Origin of the sequence: Bacteroides sp. OM05-10AA (genome assembly GCF_003439055.1) — a bacterium.
Lineage (GTDB): Bacteria > Bacteroidota > Bacteroidia > Bacteroidales > Bacteroidaceae > Bacteroides > Bacteroides intestinigallinarum.
In genome coordinates, this window is record NZ_QSUR01000025.1 from 76,353 (window position 1) to 95,887 (window position 19,535).

Here is a 19,535-nt window from a genome sequence, read left to right on the forward strand (position 1 = left end):
CAAATAGAGATCGTATGAATTCAAGAATATTTAGTTTGTTTGTTTTGCTGGGGCTGTTAATGACCGCATGCAATGATGATAAGATTATTTTCTTTGAGAATCATGTAAAGGAAGAAAATAATGCTGGAGGTGATGCATTGGTTCCGAGACTTTTTGAAGTAATCAATCTTGATTATCCAGGTTTGGAAAAAGTGAAAGCATATTGTGAAAAGAAAGATTATAATTCGGCTACTTCTGAATTGTTGGAATACTATCGGAATAGGGAGGATGTTATCAATCCTAATATAAATCTGAATCAGACCTCTATTGGTGATTTCAATAAAAATATAGCTGATCAGGCTTTGGAATATCGTTTCTATATAAAAGATAAATATGAGTCTAAAGATGCAGCAGGGAAAGAAACGTATGTACTATTTAAACAGGATGATGAAATAAACTGGAATTATGTTCCTGACAAGTATAAGGGAGATGCTGAATTTGTTTATCAGTTGCATCGTCATCAGTGGATGATACATCAGGCTAATGCGTACGTGGTTACTCATGATGAGAAATATGTCAAATCATGGATAGAAGTGTATGGTGACTGGCTGAAAACGTTTCCTTGTCCTGAAGGGAAAGTGGATAAAAACAAAAATGTGGAGTGGTATGGGCTTCAACCTGCTCATAGAATACAAGCGCAGCTTGATATAATGTCTTATTTTATTCAATCGGAGAATTTTACTCCTGAATGGCTTTCTACATTTTTAGTTGCACTGTCGGATGGAGTGGAATGTATCCGTAAGAATTATTATAAAGAGACTAATATTCTTATTACCCAAGTGGAAAGTGTCGTTTCTGCCGGAATATTAATGCCGGAATTTAAGAAAGCAGGAGAATGGTTGAATGAAGGTACAGCGAAAATCACTGAACAGGTGGAATCACAATTCCTGGATGATGGAGTACATGTAGAATTAACTCCGGGCTATCATATAGAGGCTGTTTATGCTTGCAATAAGCTTTATAATATGGCACAAGTTAATAATAAAGTTGGGTATTTCCCGACCAATTATGTCAGCTTATTGAAGAAAGCCGCCCGTTTCGTAATGGATATTACGTATCCCGATTATTCCTTTGATAATTTTAATGATACTGGAGCCAGTTCGTGGACTAAAAGTGTATTGTTGGGTAATTTCCGTAGATATATGGCTATGTTCCCTGATGATAAAGAAATCGAATGGATGGCAACCGAAGGGAAACAGGGAGAGCAACCTAAGGAATTAATTCAGCTCTATAAAGATGGAGGTTATTATATGTTGCGCAGCAAGTGGGCACCAGATGCAATAATGATGGTTTTGAAAAATAACAATAATCCCAAGAACTATGTGCACTGTCAGCCGGATAACGGGACTTTCAGTCTATATCGTGACGGACGTAATTTCTTACCGGACGCAGGCTTCTTTACTTATGGAGGAGATGCTGCAAGTGATGCTTTGCGTAAATCATATCGGGCAACAACCATGCATAATACGATGACAAAAAACTCTGCTACTATAGCAGATGGTTATATGAACGGAAAATTTCTGATACAAGATAGCAAGGATGATATTGATGTGCTTGTTACGGAGAATAAGTCTTATGGTGACTTGACACATCGTCGTGCCGTATTCTTTGTGAACAAGACATTTTTTGTTTTGGTAGACGAGGGATATGATGCCGGCAAAACTACCCCTACGGTCGATGTGACTTTCAATTTGGGTGATGCGGGTAAAGTTGTTATTGACGACAACAGTGCAAACTTTCAGTATGGTGCTTATACAAAATTTGGAGATAATAACAATATGCAGTTTAAGACGTTTGTTGAAACAAATGTCGGATATACTCCTAAATGGAACACTAATTACTCGTCTAGTAAACAGAATGAAAAAACACTTCAACGCAAATGGTATCGGGTGAGTATAACTAAACCGATGGGAGGTGCGGCACGTTTTATTACTGTAATTCACCCGTTTACGAATGAGACTGATCGTGCAAGCTTGAATATTAGTGCCAAATTCACAGATAACACTAACGCAACTCCCGGCACATTTCATGCAGATGGTGCTTCTGTAGAAGTTTCCGTAGGTGGTAGGAAGTACGATTTATCTTATAAATTAAAGTAGATTTTCTTTATTTTGATAGTTGTATCATAGGTGAAAAGCTTGATATAGAGGTAAATTTATGAATTGACTCTTTTTTCAGGTAACTGGAATGGTATGGGATTGATTATTTTTGATATAAAACCCATACCATTTCTTTTATGATACGTAAAGTTATTAAAATTTCATTTTTTGTTAATTAAGTATTTCATTTAAGCTATCTTTGCTTATGCATATAGCCAAAATTATCATATCATATGAAAACACAAAGGGTAAAAACAGTGCTTCTTTTGCTATCAACAATACCATTTTTGAGTATTTATGCTCAATCAATATACTACGTTTCTCCTCACGCATCATCGGGTGGAGATGGCAGTAAGACCGCTCCTTTCCATTTAATTCATGAAGCTGTCGAAAAAGCTCGAACAGATAAGAATTGTACTACAATTTATTTAAGGGAAGGGAAATACATTTTAGATAAGCCTTTGGTGCTGACCTCTGATGATGGTAATGATGCGAAAGAATTAATAATAAAAAATTATCCCGGAGAGAAAGCTGTCATATCGAGTGGAGTTGGCTTGAATCTGAAATGGGAAAAATACAAAAATGGTATCATGCGGGCTGCTGTGAAAGGGAATCCGGCTATGGATATGCTTATCGTAAACGGAGATTTGAGGTCTATGGCACGTTACCCTAATTACGATGAAAATGCAGTTCGCTTTAATGGCACATCTGCTTTGGCAACAGATCCGGAACGAGTGAAGAAGTGGAAGCATCCGGAAGGAGGTTACCTTCATGCTATGCATAGTCATGATTGGGGTGATTTTCATTATCGTATTACAGGTAAGAATGAAAAGGGAGAGTTGCAATTGGAAGGTGGTTGGCAGAATAACAGACCAATGGGAATCCATCATGAAAACAGGATGGTAGAAAATATCTTTGAAGAACTGGATGCTCCGGGAGAGTGGTACTATGATAGAAAGGAAGGTTGGTTGTATTATTATCCTTTACCTGATGAAAAGATAACCGAATTGGCGTTTGAAACTCCGCAACTTAAAAACTTGATTGAATTTGCGGGAACTTCATCCAAGCCTGTGAAGAATATAACCATTGAAGGGATTGAACTAACGCAAACGGTACGGACATTTATGGAACATTACGAGCCCCTGCTTCGTTCGGACTGGACGATATACCGGGGAGGAGCCGTCGTTTTCAGGGGAACGGAGAAATGTAACCTGCATGATTGCTATATCCATAACGTAGGAGGAAATGGTGTGTTTTTTGATAAATATAATCGCTATTCGTCAGTGACAGGCTCTTACCTGACTTTTATTGGAGCCAGTGCAATTTGTTTTGTAGGGGATGTGGAAGGAGTTCGTTCACCGAGTTTTACGTACGGTGAGTTTGTTCCTTTGGATAAAATGGATTATGCAAAAGGTCCTCGGAATGACAATCATCCTGCTTATTGTGAGGTTTATGATAATCTGATATGCACTATTGGTTTGTTTGAAAAGCAGATAGCTGGCGTGGAGCTCTCCATGTGCCGTAATATAACGATAAGCCATAACAGTATTTATGATACTCCTCGTGCCGGAATTAATATCAGTGAAGGCACATGGGGAGGACATATTATCGAGCATAATGATATTTTTGATACTGTAAAAGAAACAGGTGACCATGGAACTATCAACTCTTGGGGACGTGACCGTTTCTGGCATCCGAAGTATAATGTAATGACGCAGATAACAGATGAAAACCCGGCATTGATTTTGGCAGATGTGGTCGAACCTATCATTATCCGCCATAATCGATTACGTTGTGATAGGGGATGGGATATAGATTTGGATGATGGCTCCAGTAATTACCAAATCTACAATAATCTTTGTTTGAATGGTGGTATTAAATTGCGTGAAGGTTTTTATCGGACTGTTGAAAATAATATTATCGTTAATAATACGCTACACCCGCATTTGTGGTTTAAAAATAGCGGAGATGTCTTTTCACGTAATATTGTAATGACCAAATATAAACCTATAAGGGTGTATGGCTGGGGGAGAGAGGTAGATTATAATATCTTTACGGACAGTCTGGCATATCTTGCGGCTCGCCAACTTGGTGGGGATGTTCATTCTATAGTAACTACAATCAGGTTTATGGATGCTATGAAAGGTAATTTTAATGTAGCAGATGATTCTGAAGTCATAATCAAAGGAGGATTCCGTAATTTCCCGATGAATAAATTCGGAGTGTTGTCTTCCCATCTGAAACAGTTAGCTGAAAGTCCTGTAATGCCTGTTCCGCTTGTGACGGATAATGCTTTGGATGCTGCTAAAATAATGCTTTGGAAAGGAGTAACGTTTAAGAGTTTGGATACATTGGAAGAACGTTCCGCTACAGGTATGGATATGGAACGGGGAGTTTATGTCGTTTCTGTAGATGCTTTAGGAAGTCCGGTCAGAGATTTTATTGCTCCGAATGATGCTGTTCTTAGTGTAAATGGAAAACCGGTCAATCATTTAGGTGACATGAAAGAGGTGTTGAAAAACGTGAACACACGCAAAAATGTAGAGTTTGTTATTTTTAGAAATCAGAAGGAACATAAAGTTATTATTCCTCTTTGATTTTATATTATTGCTGTCCGATAAATATTCGCTAGGCTTAAAAAATAGGGCTGATTCCATTTGCAGGAGTCAGCCCTTTATGGTTATTTAGCAGTTACCACGCAAATCCAAATAACTATGTAACGTTTAAAAAATAACTTGGGACAGAGATCGGTCTAGGAATTAAACACCCCATCTTTCTGTCAACTTCAGCTTCTCCTGCAAAAGGTTTTTCATTTTCATTTCTCATATTCTCATAATGTTCGCATAAAGCAGAGATTATCAGATAGATAGTCTATGAGAAATGATTTTAAAATAGGCATTTCTCATAGTTTTATGGCAAAATATCGCAGGATTCAGGTCATTTCTCATACTCGTTGGAGGTATTTCTCATCGTATTCTGTCACATTTCTCATTCACAGAAGGGATGGCTTTCTCTGTGTACTGTTTTCTTATTCCTACGCAATAGCATCTTGCAAACAGCTCATTGTTTATCTGTATGAAATGTACTAATTAATCATTTGTGAATCACTAAGTTATACTGTTTTTTATAAGGGAGATCTCATTCGTTCCACTCTAGTGGAAAGATCATTGCACTCCAGTGGAAAGAACCGTTTACTCTAGTGCAAAGATCTATTCACAGGAGTGGAACGAACCGGATAGCGGTAAGACAAAACGGAAATGAGGAAGGAAAAACAGATAAGTGTACGGTGAATGATACACAGAAAAGCAATAAACAATAGAGAGTTGCTAAGCAAACTGAAGAAGGAAAGGAGTATGAGAATAAGATGAGAAATGACTCGGAACCTATGAGAAATACACTGTTTTTAGCTAAAAATAGTGAAAATACTATGAGAAATGCCATTTTACGTTTTATTTCTCATAGCGTCATATAAATGATATACAGTAGATTAGCTTGATTTTATGAGAACATGAGAAATGAAAATGAAAAATCTTTTGCAGGAGAAGCCGGCAAAGAATGGTCTTTGTATATCATATCCATTCCGCGACAGCTCTCGGGAATAGGCTGTAAATAATAACTTAAAGAGACGGCTGTTATTACCTGTCACCTCGCTTCTTACTACTTGTCCCTCTGTGCCTCCTGCGTCGCTGCACTTTCATTTCCGTAACGGTCTACGGCTGTAACGGCAAAATGTTTTTTTGTATTCCAGGGTAGGATAGGAGCATAGATATAATTTGTATCCCGAATACCCTGTGCAACAATGTTTTCCGGTCGGCTGATGTCTACCGGATATTCATTTGATGCGTAAATAACATACATCGGCTGATTACGCGAATCATTATCAGTAGCAGCCTGCCACTTTAATTCCGTATATCCATTGTCGATATTCGTTGTTTTCAGTTTGGATGGAGCCGTAGGCGGAACATTGTCCAACCACGGCATAGGAGGCTGTAAAGCCGGATATGCATAGAAATTCTCAGCCAATTCATCGTAGATACCTTGTGTATTTTCCATAAGATATTTCACCCGGTAATGCCCTTCACCTGCCATTTTCTGACTGCGGATAAAGTTCATCTGACGATCAATTTCGTCACGTGTCCATTTACCCTCATCAGGATGAAGAAAATAAATGCCAAGTCCCGGAACCACCTGTCGTCCGTTGCTTTGTTCCTGCCAGTCAAGAGCAAAAGGATAGAAATTGTTTCCCTGGAAATACATCATCGGATAAATCTGGTCCATAATCCCTTCTCCCATCCAGCCTTGTGGGTCCTGGTAAACGGTAAAGAAAGCATTCCATCCACGGGAAGGATAACGTGATGTATCCCGGTATTTTCCTACCGGACAGGTACTTACCTTTACCCAAGGCTTCATCGCTTTTACACCTTTATATATATAACGTACAATCTCGGAGATATTATCCCGGCGCCACTGATCCAGCGTACGTCCTTTATTATATCGGCGGAAATCATATTTATCGGGGAAAAGGGGAGCATTCTCCGGATAACGCAGATAGTCAAAATGTACTCCGTCCACGTCATAACCGCTTACGACTTCCCGTACCAGTTTCATCAAATACTCTTTCGTAGCCGGATGCCCCGGGTTGAGGAAATATTCACTTTTGTAAGGGACGCAGATATCTTTCATCCGCTTGGTGACGGACTGACTTCCGAGCGAAGCAACATGTTTCTTATTCCCCAGCGGAATAGTTACCATCCAGGCGTGACATTCCATTCCCCGTTTATGACATTCCTCAACGGCGAAAGCCAGTGGATCATAGCCGGGGTTTCCTCCTGTCTTTCCAGTTAAGATTGAATTGAATGGTTCGATTGCTGAAGGATATAATACATCTCCACGTGTACGGGTTTGAAATAGGACAGTGTTGAAGTTGGCAGCCTTCAACTTATCAAGAATATCTATTAACTCTTCTTTCTGTTTGCGGATTGTTTGGGGAGTTGTTGCACGTGTACGAGGCCAATCCAGTCCGTACACAGCTGTGACCCATGCCGCACGAACTTCGTGTTTGGGTTGTGCGGCAATTGTGAGGAAAGGAAACAAAAGTGAAAGAATGAAAATAGTTAGGCGCATATTCTTTATTTTTTGTTTTAAATCCCTGCAAAGTTAGTAAAAGTGTCGGTATTGTTGGGCTGTTTCGTGAGATTATGTTACATTTGCCAAGTTAAAAAACGACACGCTATGATTACATTTACTCTATGCCTGCTGGCACTGATAGTAGGCTATTTTACGTATGGACGCCTGATGGAACGCGTCTTTGGTCCTGATGACCGTAAAACACCGGCTCTTACCAAGGCTGATGGAGTGGACTATATTCCATTGCCCACCTGGAAGATTTTCATGATTCAGTTTCTTAATATTGCCGGATTAGGTCCTATTTTCGGAGCAATCATGGGAGCGAAATTCGGTAGCTCTTCATACTTGTGGATTGTGTTGGGAAGTATTTTTGCCGGTGCGGTGCATGACTATTTCGCCGGAATGCTTTCTTTGCGTAATGGAGGTGAAAGCCTGCCGGAAATAATAGGTCGTTATTTGGGACTGACTACCAAGCAGGTGATGAGAGGATTCACTGTTATTTTAATGATTCTGGTAGGTTCCGTTTTCGTAGCAGGTCCTGCCGGGCTATTGGCTAAACTCACTCCGGAACATTTGGATACTACGTTTTGGATTGTTGTTGTGTTTGCTTATTATATTCTGGCAACCTTGCTTCCTGTAGATAAAATCATCGGTAAGATTTATCCGATCTTTGCGGTTGCCCTGTTGTTTATGGCAGTCGGCATCTTGGTAATGCTTTACGTTAACCATCCGGCTTTGCCTGAACTTTGGGATGGATTGCAAAATACAAACCCCGAAGCGAGTGAGCTTCCTATTTTTCCGATTATGTTTGTGAGTATTGCATGTGGTGCCATCTCCGGTTTTCATGCTACACAAAGTCCTTTGATGGCTCGTTGCATGACTTCGGAACGTCACGGTCGTCCGGTATTTTATGGAGCGATGATTACAGAAGGTATTGTTGCTTTGATTTGGGCGGCTGCCGCTACTTACTTTTTCCATGAGAATGGAATGGAAGAAAGCAATGCTTCCGTTATTGTTGATGCTATTACAAAAGAATGGTTAGGGGCAATCGGTGGAGTGCTTGCTATTTTGGGAGTCATTGCCGCTCCGATTACTTCGGGAGATACGGCCTTTCGTTCTGCCCGTCTGATTGTGGCGGACTTTTTGGGGATGGAGCAAAAAAGTATGCGCCGTCGTTTGTACATTTGCATTCCTATGTTTGTAGTTGCTATCGGTCTGCTTTTGTATAGCTTGCGTGATGCAAACGGATTTAATATGATATGGCGTTATTTTGCTTGGGCAAACCAGACATTGGCTGTGTTTACCCTGTGGGCTATAACGATTTTTTTGGTGGTATCTAAGAAATCTTATATCATTACCTTGATACCGGCACTGTTTATGACATGCGTATGTTCTACTTATATATGTATTGCTCCCGAAGGATTGGGACTTTCACACACTGTTTCCTATGGCGTCGGTATAACGTGTGTGATCGTTGCAGTGATTTGGTTCTATATCTGGATGAGCAAGCAAAAAACAAGAAAATTATCAGAATGAAGAAAATAAGAAAATCGACAGGAGTGGCAATTGCATTCCTTATTTATGTTTCGGTAACAGCGGCTTATCTGTTGCCACGTAATACGGAAGTCAGCCAGACAGAGAAAATCCTGACGGTGGCGGGTTCTTATGTCATCGTTCTTCTTCTTTGGCTAGTGCTTCGGAAAAAGGAACAAATGCGTGAACGCCGCAAAAAAGACGAACAATCTATTCACTTAAAAAAATAAGTTTATGAAGAAATTAGCTTTGGCACTTTGCTTATTGGCAGTCTCTTTCACTGCACAGGCACAATTTGAGAAAGGAACGATGATTCTCAACCCTTCCGTCACAGGACTGGATTTTTCTTACAGTAAAAATGATGATGCTAAGTTTGGTATTGGTGCGCAAGCCGGTACGTTTTTGGCAGATGGTTTTGCATTGATGGTAAATCTTGGAGCAGACTGGTCGCAACCGAAGGATACATATACACTGGGTACAGGAATGCGTTGCTATTTCAATACAACGGGGATTTATCTCGGAGGTGGTTTTGATTGGGAACGTGTCCGTTACAAAGGTGGTAGCCATAACAACGATTGGGGATTGGGCATTGAAGCCGGATATGCGTACTTTCTCTCCAAAACAGTAACCATCGAGCCGGCTGTTTATTATAAATGGCGTTTTGATGACTCCGATAATTCACGTTTCGGTGTGAAGGTAGGATTCGGATTCTACTTTTAAATAGTTGATAAATGATAGTTGATAAATGATAGATAATAAATGATAGGTAAGAATTACCATGCAGCAAATATTGCGCAGCCAACTATCAACTATCATCTATCATTTATCAACTATCAACTATTAAAGTTTTTCTTTCAAGAATTGTCCTGTATAGCTTGCTCCGCAGGCGGCAACTTCTTCCGGAGTGCCCACTGCTACAATGTTTCCACCCTTATCTCCACCTTCCGGTCCGAGATCGATTACGTAATCGGCACATTTGATGACATCCATATTATGTTCGATGATAACGATACTGTGTCCCCGGCGAATCAGTGCGTCGAAAGCATCCAGAAGTTTGCGAATATCATGGAAGTGTAGTCCTGTAGTCGGTTCGTCAAAGATAAACATCGTCGGGTCGGCTTTCTCCTGGCTCAAATAGAATGCCAGTTTGACACGTTGGTTCTCACCACCGGAAAGAGTGGAAGACGACTGTCCTAATTTAATATATCCCAATCCTACATCCTGCAAAGGAAGCAGCTTCTTTACGATTTTCTTTTGTCCATGTTCGTTAAAGAACTCAATCGCCTGATTGACGGTCATCTCCAACACATCGTAGATGCTTTTATCGTTGAATTTCACTTCCAGTGTATCAGACTTGAACCGTTTTCCGTGACAAGATTCACACTCCAACACTAAGTCTGCCATAAATTGCATTTCTACGGTGATGGTTCCTTCCCCCTTACATTCTTCGCAACGTCCGCCTTCACTGTTGAAACTGAAGAATCCGGGAGTATACCCCATTTGTTTAGCTAGCGGTTGTTCAGACCATAGTTTGCGGATTTCGTCGTAGGCTTTGATGTAAGTCACCGGATTAGAACGTGATGATTTACCAATAGGGTTCTGATCTACAAATTCTACATTCCGCAGGTCGCGCAAACTTCCTCCGATTGAAGAGAATTCTCCTGGCCGGTCACTACATTCATCCAATTCACGTTTCAATGCCCGGAAGAAAATATCTCTCACCAATGTACTCTTTCCGGAACCGGAAACACCGGTAACGACTGTCATTACATTAAGTGGGATGCGTACGTTTACTCCTTTCAGGTTATTCTCACGTGCACCTTTCAATTCTATATAATTATTCCACGGCCGGCGATGCTCCGGAACGGGAATTTCATCTTCTCCCAAAAGATAACGTACCGTATAGCTGTTGCTTCCCTTCTTCAAATCCTTCATATCGCCTTGGTAAACAACCTCTCCACCCAGACGTCCTGCATTAGGACCTATATCAATAATGTAATCTGCAGCACGGATGATCTCTTCGTCGTGCTCTACCACTACTACCGTATTGCCTAATTGTTGCAGTTGACGCAACACATGGAGCAGACGGTCCGTATCACGGCTATGCAGTCCGATACTTGGCTCGTCGAGAATATAAAGGCTACCAACAAGGCTACTTCCCAGTGAAGTTGCCAGATTGATACGCTGACTTTCTCCACCCGATAAAGAATTACTAAGCCGGTTCAAAGTCAGATAGCCCAAACCTACATCAATTAGAAAACGAATCCGGCTATTTATTTCAACCAGGATACGTCGAGATACATTGCTGTCGTGCTCGTCCAATTCCAGATGATCGAAAAATAGCTTCAGCTCTGTGATAGGCAAATCCACCAGTTCGGAAATGTTTTTTCCACCTACTCGAACATATCCGGCTTCCGGTTTCAGGCGAGTGCCGTGGCATTTCGGACAAAGCGTCTTTCCCCGGTAACGTGCCAGCATCACCCGGTATTGTATCTTATATTGATTCTCTTCCAGCATCTTGAAGAAATCATTGATGCCATGGAAATATTGATTGCCTTCCCAAAGTAAACGGCGTTGCGCATCTGTCAACTCATAATAAGGAGTGAAAATCGGGAAGTCGAATTTATCCGCATTGTGAATCAGTTCTTCTTTCCATTCACCCATCTTTTCGCCTCGCCAGCATACGATAGCACCTTCATATACGGATAAAGAACGATCCGGAACAACTAAATGCTCATCAATACCGATCACTTTACCGAATCCTTCACATACGGGACAAGCACCGATAGGAGAGTTGAATGAAAACATCTGGTCATTCGGTTCTTCAAAGATGATACCGTCTGCTTCGAATTTAGTGCTGAAAGTATGTAACTTTGTGGTTTCGTCTGATAGATAAAAACGCAGCATACAGGTTCCGTCACCTTCATACATGGCTGTTTCGGCAGAATCGGTCAGTCGGCTGATGGCGTCCTTGCTATTGGCGACCGCCATACGGTCCACCAGTAGATATACTTCATCACCTGCCACAGGCGTATATTCATCAATACGCTTCATTTCACCGTTCACTTCGATACGGTTGAACCCTTGTTTCAGGTCTATTTCCAGTTGTTGTTGCAAGGTGCGGTCTTCACGCAGGCGAATAGGTGTCAGTACCGTATATCTTGTACCTTCCGGGTATGAGAGCATGCAGTTGACAATGTCTTCTGTAGAGTGCTTCTTCACTTCTTGTCCGCTGATGGGGCTATACGTTTTCCCTACCCGTGAATATAACAGGCGTAGATATTCGTAAATTTCAGTCGAGGTGCCCACGGTAGAACGGGGATTGCGGCTGTTTACTTTCTGTTCGATAGCAATGGCGGGAGGAATCCCTTTGATAAAGTCACATTCCGGTTTGCTCATTCGTCCCAGAAACTGGCGCGCATAACTGCTTAGACTTTCCACGTAGCGGCGTTGTCCTTCTGCGTAGAGCGTATCAAAAGCAAGAGATGATTTTCCCGAACCCGATAATCCGGTGATGACAACAAGTTTGTTGCGGGGAATATCTACATCGATGTTTTTTAGGTTGTTGACGCGTGCGCCTTTGATCGAAATATAGTTGTTTTCTGACATAAAATACTCCTTTTTTATGGTAGTCGGCAAAGTTAGCGAATTTATCGGGAGTTTGTATTATCTTTGCGTCACATTATTACGATTTAAGAATATTATGAAGCTGAAAAACTATCTTTTACTTTTAGCTCTTCTTCTGGTGGTAGGAGTGAGGGCGCAGGTGCCATCAGGCAATAAATATCCTAAACGTGAATTCCGTGGAGCGTGGATACAAGCTGTTAACGGTCAGTTTCGTGGCATTCCCACAGAGAGACTGAAACAAATATTGGTTAGTCAGTTGAACTCTCTTCAGGAAGCCGGCATTAACGCAATCATCTTTCAGGTACGCCCTGAAGCGGATGCATTATATGCTTCCCAGCATGAGCCGTGGAGCCGTTTCCTGACAGGAACGCAAGGTCAGATACCTTCCCCTATGTGGGATCCGATGCAGTTTATGATTGAAGAATGTCAGAAACGGAATATGGAATTTCATGCCTGGATCAATCCTTACCGCGTGAAGACCTCATTAAAGAATAAGTTGGCACCGGAGCATATTTATCACCAGCATCCGGAATGGTTTGTTACTTATGGCGATCAGCTATATTTCGATCCGGCACTTCCTGAAAGCCGGGAGCATATCTGTAAAATCGTGACCGATATTGTGTCTCGTTATGATGTAGATGCTATTCACATGGATGATTATTTCTATCCTTATCCGGTGAATGGATTGGATTTTCCGGATGATGCAAGTTTCGCCCGTTATGGTGGAGGTTTCACCAATAAGGCAGATTGGCGTCGTAGTAATGTGAATGTGCTGATAAAGAAGCTTCACGAAACGATTCGTGGCATCAAGCCATGGGTGAAGTTTGGTATCAGTCCGTTCGGTATTTATCGTAATCAGAAGAGCGATCCGTTGGGAAGTAACACCAATGGTTTGCAGAACTATGATGATCTTTATGCCGATGTACTCCTTTGGGCACGTGAAGGATGGATTGATTATAATATTCCGCAAATTTACTGGGAGATTGGCCACAAAGCTGCCGACTATGAGACACTGGTGAAATGGTGGGCTACTCATTCGGAAAATCGGCCGTTGTTCATTGGTCAGTCGGTGCCAAAGACAGTTCAGTTTGCCGATCCGCAGAATCCTTCTATCAATCAGCTTCCCCGCAAAATGGCTTTGCAACGTGCTTACCAAACAATCGGAGGTAGCTGTCAATGGTATGCAGCAGCTGTTGTTGAGAATCAGGGTAGATATCGTGATGCTTTAATCAGTGAATATCATAAATATCCTGCTTTGATTCCAGTCTTTGATTTTATGGATGATAAAGCTCCGGGCAAGGTACGTAAAATGAAAAAGGTATGGACAGAAGATGGCTATATCCTTTTCTGGACAGCTCCGAAAGCTGATACAGAGATGGATAAGGCAGTTCAATATGTAGTCTATCGTTTTGACGGTAAAGAAAAGGTGGATTTGGACGATCCTTCTCATATTGTAGCTATCACGCGGAATCCATTCTATAAACTTCCTTATGAAACAGGGAAAACAAAATGCCGTTATGTAGTGACAGCTTTAGATCGCTTGCATAATGAATCCAAGTCTGTAAGTAAGAAGTTGAAACTTTGATTATTTGATAGTTGATAGGTGATAGTTGATAATTGAAAGTGACTATGCAGCATAGCGCAGCTAACTATCAATTATCACCTATCACCTATCAACTAATAAAGTAGTAATCCTGCAATGCCGCAGCCGATAATCATTAATATCGGATTGGCTTTGTATTTTCTTGTTCCGATGAAAGCGATCAGGAATATAATGATACTGGTGACGAATGAATAAGTATCTTTCGTAGGCGAGCCGAAATTTTCTACATTCATTAATACCAGCGCAGCGGAAGCGAGTAATCCTACTACTGCCGGGCGCAGCCCGTCGAAGATAGATTCCACCACAGGATGTTTCTGATACCTTAAAAAGAACTTGCTAATGGTCAGCATCAAGATAAAAGAGGGGAGGACCACTGCAAAGGTTGCAATGATGGAACCCCAAACACTTCCGGTAGAAGTAAACCCTACATAGGTCGCTGCATTAATGCCGATAGGTCCCGGAGTCATCTGGCTGATTGCTACAATATCAGTAAACTCCTGTGAACTCACCCATCCGTAACGGGTAACCACTTCACCTTGAATCATGGAAAGCATGGCGTACCCACCTCCGAAACCAAAGAGGCCGATTTTGAAAAATGTATAGAATAACTGTAGGTAAATCATGTGATTAATAATTTATTATATAATAATTTTAGGCACGGATTACACGGATTTCGCGGTTTTGGAAATTATGAATCTGTAAAATGACAGCGTTAATCCGTGTCTTCTCAATTCTCAACTCTTAACTCTCAATTCTCAACTTTTCTAAGTTTTCCCCACAGGAACCCTCCTACACCGGCAGCAATGATAATCCAGATAGGGGAGAAGCCCAACAGCCAGATTAATAATGCCGAGACAACAGGAATCCACAGATTGTAGCGGTTGATTTTTGCGGATCGTCCCATGGTAAAGGTCGGCGCCGCGATAAGTGCCACCACTGCCGGGCGGATTCCTTTAAAAATACGTTCCACTATCGGATTATCTTGGAAGCTATGAAAGAACAGGGCGATAGCTAATATAATAATGAAAGACGGCAAAATAGTTCCCAATGCTGTGATAATACTTCCCCGGATTCCACGTAGCTTATATCCTATGAAGATAGAAATATTGACTGCCAGAATTCCCGGAGCGGATTGGGAGATAGCCAACAGGTTTATAAAATCTTCCTGCGCAATCCATTTTCGCTTGGTGACAATTTCATTTTCAATCAGTGGCACCATTGCATATCCTCCTCCAATGGTAAAGGCGCCTATTTTAAAAAAGATTCCAAATGCTTCGAGATAAATGTTCATTCTTTCTTTTCTCCTCCTTCCTTACTAGCTGTTTTTTTCTCTTTGCCATACTGACTGGGGCTTACATTAAAATGTTTCTTAAATACTTCGCGGAAGTACTTGGCATCACTGAATCCCGTCATTTCTGCAATTTCTGTTATGCTATGTGTGTCTTCTTTTAGTAATTGTACGGCACGTTTCAGACGAATCAGCCGGATATAATCTCCCGGTGCCTGATCGGTTAATGCCCTTAATTTATTGTAAAAACTTGTGCGACTCATTCCCATCAGGCTGCATAACACATCTACCGTCAGAGCCGGATTGTCGATGTTGTCTTCCACATTCTTTTTGACGTTTGCAATAAACTTCCAGTCAATATCCTGTGAACAGTTAATGCAGTCTTCATCATTTTCCTCATCATTCAGATCCAGGTTTGCGTATTTGCTACGCAAAAGTGCACGATTAGCCAATAAATTGGCCACATTTGCTTTCAATATACCAATGTTGAATGGCTTCACAACGTATTCATCCGCACCAATCTGAAGCCCCGAAAGGATATCTTTCTCATTATTCAAAGCAGTCAGCAGGATAACGGGGATGTGGGAAGTCTCGATATTGTTCTTGATAGCCTGGCATAATTCATCACCCCGCATTTCCGGCATCATAATGTCTGAAATAACCAGCTCCGGTTTGTACTCGGGAATAATCGTCAGTGCTTCTTTTCCATTGGAACAAACCTGTACGATATATTCTTCGGATAGCGTTTGCGACAGATAGTTGCGCAACTCATCATTATCTTCCACAATTAAGATACGACGATGATTTATGTTCTCTTTCTTCTGTGCGTTTTCGTAAATTTCAGGCGATGAAGACGGAACGTTTTCGATTTCTATACGCTGTTTGCTCGGAGTTGCCAGATGTGCTTTCCGGAAACGCTTGCTATCTTTGGGGAACGTTATTTTGATAACTGATCCTTGGTTTTCGATACTTGACAGATTGATCTTTCCTTTGTGCAAACGGACTAACTTCCATACAAGCATCAGACCGATACCACTTCCCGTTACTTTGGAGTTGATAGCATTGCTGCCGCGGAAATGGAGCTTGAACAACTTCTTTTGTTCGTTAGCCGGAATTCCGATTCCTGTGTCTCTGACTTCCACACTCCATGAATCTGTTGATTCAGAAACGAAAACCTGTACATTCCCATTTTCGGGAGTATATTTCAATGCATTCGAAATGATGTTCTTAAAAATAGACTCCATTTTCTCTTTATCAAACCATACATTCATATACCTGAAATTACTTTCATAAGTGAAGTTGATATGTTTGATGTTGGCGTACTGTTGAAATGCATTGAATATTTCATTCATAAACGTGTTGAGTTCATGCTCTGAAATATATAGCTCGGAAGAATATACGTCCGCTCTCTCAAAGTTGATAAGATTGGTCGTCAGGCGCAGCAGAGCGTTAACGTTTCGTAATGCCGTATTCATGTTCGAAATACCTTCTTTGCTCAACTCTTCTTTTTCACGTAGTTCTTCCAAAGGTGCTTTGATAAGCGTCAATGGGGTACGGATATCATGTGCCGTATTGATAAAGAAATGTATTTTCTCGTCGGAGACTTTACGCTGCTTTCTTAAAATCAGGATACGCAATAGGACGATGGCAATGAGACAAAGGATAGCTGTATAAACCAGCATGGCCCAGAATGTCAACCAGAAAGGTTGGGCTATGATAATATCCATACTTCTTTCTTCAAGCATGATGCGTTTGTCTTCATTGGAGATGGCACGTACCCTTAGCGTATATTTGCCCGGGGCAAGATTGGTGTAACGAATCGTGTTCTCTGTTCCGGGTTTGCTCCATTTATCATAGAAACCTTCTAGCCTCCAAGAGTAAAGAATATTGGAAGGATAGTCATAGTTGATGGAAGAAACCTGCAAAGAGAATCTGTTTTGATTGTATTTTAACTTTAGTACCTTTGTATCATTGATGCTTGCTTTCAACGGAGAATCCTCATCACCCGGATAGATTGTTTGATAAAAAAGCTTGAAATCGCTGAAAATCATTTTAGAAGAATAACTTCTGGGCAATTTCATATCCTTGTCAAATTCCACTGCTCCGTCAGAACTGCCTAAAATGAATTTATTGTTTTTCCGTAACGTACCTGATAGCGCATTGAAATGGGTGGTCATCAATCCCATATCTTTGGTCCAGTTATAGAATTTTTTCTCATTGGGATAAAAACTTGTCAATCCGCTTTCTGTACTCATGATTATATCTTTGTCCGCATCCGATAATATGGTATAGATATTATTGGATATCAAAGCACAGTTTTCCGTGTGGTAATGAGTGAACAGTTTTTTATTAATATCGTAAATCAATAGTCCCGACCCGCTGGTACCTATATACAATGAACCGTTTTTTGCTTGGTACAGGGAATAGATATAGTTCGACTCTACCGGAAGTTTTATGCGCTCGAATTTTCCGGATTCTTTATCTAAAAGACATAGGCCGGTGGCACTACCGATCCACATACTTTTTTCATCTTTCTCAACGATGGCGGTAATGGAATTTAATCCATCATAAAACCGTACTTCCTGCGTCTTCAGATTAATACGCTTGAGGTTGTAGAATCCTCCCGACCAGATATAACCCTGCATATCTGTACGAATATCACGTATATATTTATCCGGTCGCTTGTTTGTATGAGTGTACAAAGGCGGCATGAAATAGCTGACACTGAACGTTTTCTTATCTATCTGGTAAGCACCGGAAGAGTACCCGCCTGCCCAGATAATTCCGGGAGCCACTTCGCATATAGTAAGAAAGATATGGCTTTTATTACCTTGCGACTCTTCAAAAGCACTAAGCACCGATCGCCATTGTCCGGTCTTTGAATTAAAAAAACTGATGCCATTGTTCGTTGCAAACCATAAATCTCCCTCTCTGTCTTCAATAATGGCATTTACTTGATCGTTGATTAAAGACTGTTTGTTACCGATGGAGTGCTTAATCCATTTGTAGCTCGTATAACGGTTGTTTTGTATCGTGATTCCGATGGGATAATTAGCCAGCCATATCCGTTCTTCATCATCCACAAAAATGTCATTGATACTGTTACCGTTCATGCCACAATTACTGTTATAATCAGCCACAATTTCGGGTACTATTTGATAAGTATCCATATTTATTTTGTGTACTCCTCCGCCATCGGTAGCTATTAATAACTCTTTGTCATTTAGCGGCTTGAACCGTGTGATACTGATATCTTTCAGGTTATAATCCGGTCGTATGACGGATTTGGTATTCATATCATAAACCATAATTCCCCGCAAGAAAGTGCCGATGAATAGTTTCCGAATCTTTTTGTCGAAGTGTAAATCGCTTACTTGGGCTTTCACGCTCTCCAACTTATCGCAATTGATAAGTTTCAATGCGTTGTTTTCTAATTGGGCATAATGAATCCCCATTTCCGTACCGATGAAGAAATGCGATTCGTCTATTTGTTCAATATCAGTGATTTCTTCACTTATATCATTCTTTATATGGGTGACTTGTTTGGTGTCCGTATTATAGAGAAAGATAGTATCTTTATTGCATAGCCAGATGTGTTTGTTCTGGTCGAGCCAGGCATAAGTGACCGGGTCCGGCTGTTCGCTGAAACTTTCCATCGGTAATTTATATACAAGACTGAAGCAGTCGTGAATCTGGTCATACCGGAATACTTTTCCTTTTTTCCCGATTTCCCATAAGACTCCTTCCTGATCAATATAAAGCCAGTTTAGATTTAACAGAGAGTTCACTTCTGCGTCACCATCCATTAACTTATATCGTTTAAACTCTTTTCCATTGTATCGATCAATACCTTCGTGCGTGAGGAACCACATGTATCCGGTTTTATCTTTTTGAATGCAGTAAACCCGCCGGTTACTTAACCCATCCTCCACTCCGAGATATCGATACGTCTGCGCGACACAAATTAGAGGAAACAATAAGATTAGAAAAAGCCATTTTTTCATACAAATAGGACTTTTAAGGGTTATTGAATCTTTTATGAGGGGGAAAGTTTGACAAAATTAAGAAGATTTTTTGATATTACAAAATTTTGATGAAAGATAACAGCGCTCCAAAAATGAAGAAAATAGACTATTTTATAACTATTTGTATATACTGTTTGTTTTCGGTATTTTGGTATCTATCAGAAGTCTTCCGGTAGAATGGAAAGTTCCGTAAA

General features: G+C 40.8%; 11 protein-coding genes. 6 read left to right on the plus strand and 5 right to left on the minus strand.

Features of this window, described 5'->3' with window-relative positions; all coding sequences use genetic code 11:
- Nucleotides 1-14 precede the first annotated feature (14 nt).
- Both hepC and DXB58_RS18540 read left to right on the plus strand, forming a co-directional pair.
- Nucleotides 15-2,138 carry a heparin-sulfate lyase HepC gene (gene hepC, locus DXB58_RS18535; RefSeq protein WP_122137838.1) on the plus strand — a complete coding sequence of 708 codons (2,124 nt, stop codon included), beginning with the start codon at nt 15-17 and terminating at the stop codon, nt 2,136-2,138.
- 233 nt (nt 2,139-2,371) lie between these two features.
- A complete protein-coding gene (locus tag DXB58_RS18540) occupies nt 2,372-4,735 on the plus strand; it encodes a PDZ domain-containing protein (RefSeq protein ID WP_122137818.1) in 2,364 nt (787 codons plus the stop codon).
- Nucleotides 4,736-5,795: 1,060 nt separating this feature from the next.
- On the opposite strand, the gene DXB58_RS18545 is transcribed toward DXB58_RS18540, so the two are convergent.
- Nucleotides 5,796-7,262 (minus strand): glycoside hydrolase family 10 protein, encoded by a 1,467-nt coding sequence (locus DXB58_RS18545; RefSeq protein ID WP_122137819.1) that lies wholly within the window; start codon nt 7,260-7,262, stop codon nt 5,796-5,798.
- 108 nt (nt 7,263-7,370) lie between these two features.
- On the opposite strand from DXB58_RS18545, the gene DXB58_RS18550 reads away from it, so the two are divergent.
- Genes DXB58_RS18550 through DXB58_RS18560 form a run of 3 tightly spaced genes read left to right on the plus strand, consistent with a single transcriptional unit; the run spans nt 7,371 to nt 9,518 of the window.
- Entirely contained in the window at nt 7,371-8,801 is a 1,431-nt protein-coding gene (locus DXB58_RS18550; RefSeq protein WP_117937363.1) for a carbon starvation protein A, read from the plus strand.
- Nucleotides 8,798-9,028: a hypothetical protein gene (locus DXB58_RS18555; protein WP_117937365.1), complete on the plus strand. Its 231-nt coding sequence runs from the start codon at nt 8,798-8,800 to the stop codon at nt 9,026-9,028. The genes DXB58_RS18550 and DXB58_RS18555 overlap by 4 nt, the downstream gene beginning before the upstream one ends.
- 4 nt (nt 9,029-9,032) lie before the next feature.
- Nucleotides 9,033-9,518, plus strand: coding sequence for an outer membrane beta-barrel protein (locus DXB58_RS18560; RefSeq protein WP_122137820.1), 486 nt, complete (start codon nt 9,033-9,035; stop codon nt 9,516-9,518).
- Between the two features lie 120 nt (nt 9,519-9,638).
- On the opposite strand, the gene uvrA is transcribed toward DXB58_RS18560, so the two are convergent.
- Nucleotides 9,639-12,407 carry an excinuclease ABC subunit UvrA gene (gene uvrA, locus DXB58_RS18565; protein WP_122137821.1) on the minus strand — a complete coding sequence of 923 codons (2,769 nt, stop codon included), beginning with the start codon at nt 12,405-12,407 and terminating at the stop codon, nt 9,639-9,641.
- 16 nt (nt 12,408-12,423) lie between these two features.
- On the opposite strand from uvrA, the gene DXB58_RS18570 reads away from it, so the two are divergent.
- Entirely contained in the window at nt 12,424-14,010 is a 1,587-nt protein-coding gene (locus DXB58_RS18570; protein ID WP_199487985.1) for a glycoside hydrolase family 10 protein, read from the plus strand.
- A 92-nt stretch (nt 14,011-14,102) separates the two neighbouring features.
- On the opposite strand, the gene DXB58_RS18575 is transcribed toward DXB58_RS18570, so the two are convergent.
- From DXB58_RS18575 to DXB58_RS18585, 3 genes are all read right to left on the minus strand, one after another.
- Complete coding sequence (locus DXB58_RS18575; protein WP_122137823.1) at nt 14,103-14,651, minus strand: chromate transporter; 549 nt, start codon at nt 14,649-14,651, stop codon at nt 14,103-14,105.
- Between the two features lie 125 nt (nt 14,652-14,776).
- The gene (locus DXB58_RS18580) at nt 14,777-15,319 is read right to left on the minus strand and encodes a chromate transporter (RefSeq protein ID WP_122137824.1); all 543 of its coding nucleotides are present in this window, start codon (nt 15,317-15,319) and stop codon (nt 14,777-14,779) included.
- Nucleotides 15,316-19,320: a response regulator gene (locus DXB58_RS18585; protein ID WP_122137825.1), complete on the minus strand. Its 4,005-nt coding sequence runs from the start codon at nt 19,318-19,320 to the stop codon at nt 15,316-15,318. Before DXB58_RS18585 ends, DXB58_RS18580 begins: the two co-directional genes overlap by 4 nt.
- Nucleotides 19,321-19,535 lie beyond the last annotated feature (215 nt).